Genomic DNA, 1,023 nt, shown 5'->3' on the forward strand with positions numbered 1-1,023 from the left:
GCCACCTTGTGCTTGGCTTAGGAAGAAAATAAATAATAACGCTATGACTACAACTGGAATTAATGTTGAAAGTATACTCACAAAGACACTTTGTTTTTCTTCTTCTTTAATCGTTAATTTTACACCGTTTTGCTTTTTAGCAGCATCAGTAATTTTTTGTAATTCTTTTTCGTTGTTATATAAAATAGTTGATGAATAGTCTTCATCATTTTTCGTTCTACCCCTTACCATATAGACATTTTGTTGTGGTTGGATTTCTAAAGTTTTAAGGTCACCTTTTTCCAACTTCTCAGTAAATTGATTATATGTAAGCTGTTTCGGCATATTTCCATTACCGTTTAAATATGAAAATAGACCAAAAATAATAACGCCTATTATTACGATAACTAGCACATTGCGAAAAGCTTTCTGCATGCGTCATTTCCTCCTACTTCCCATAATAAAACTAACAAAAATTGTAACATATGACATGTTTTATAAGCTAGTAATTGAGCTTAACATCAATGTCATTCACACCCTGTGTTAGTTTTATCAATCTCTATATTTTTCAACTTTTTAAGACATATGTCTTGTCTAAAATTAAATATATATGAAATACATTTTTCATATTTTTGAGTCTACACTATTATTTCTCAAACGCATAGTAATAATAACTGAAATTGATTAAAAAATTAATTTGAATACACTTCAGGTTTTAACGTACCGATATATGGTAAGTTTCGGTATAATTCACGATAATCTAAACCGTAACCAACAACAAATTCATCTGGTATTTTTTTACCTACATACTTAGCTTCAATGTCCGCTTTACGACGGTTTGGTTTATCTAATAAAGTAACTATTTCTAATGAATTAACTTTTCTAGATTGTAATAATTCAGTAATTGACTTAAGTGTAGTACCAGTCTCTAAGATATCTTCAATAATTAATACGTCTTTATTTTCAATAGAAGAACCTAAATCTTTAATGATTTGAACTTCACCAGTTGACTCAGTGCCTCCGTGATAACTAGAAACATCCATG

At 29.4% G+C, this 1,023-nt stretch carries 2 protein-coding genes; both read right to left on the reverse strand.

What is annotated here, in order from left to right; genetic code table 11:
• Positions 1-414, reverse strand: a 414-nt coding sequence (locus CVS29_RS18145; RefSeq protein WP_211315185.1) for an ATP-dependent metallopeptidase FtsH/Yme1/Tma family protein, incomplete at its 3' end; no start/stop codon positions are given.
• Between the two features lie 257 nt (positions 415-671).
• Positions 672-1,023, reverse strand: a 352-nt coding sequence (locus tag CVS29_RS18150; protein WP_281268057.1) for a phosphoribosyltransferase, incomplete at its 5' end; no start/stop codon positions are given.

Origin of the sequence: Arthrobacter psychrochitiniphilus (assembly GCF_003185915.1) — a bacterium.
Classification (GTDB): domain Bacteria; phylum Actinomycetota; class Actinomycetes; order Actinomycetales; family Micrococcaceae; genus Specibacter; species Specibacter psychrochitiniphilus.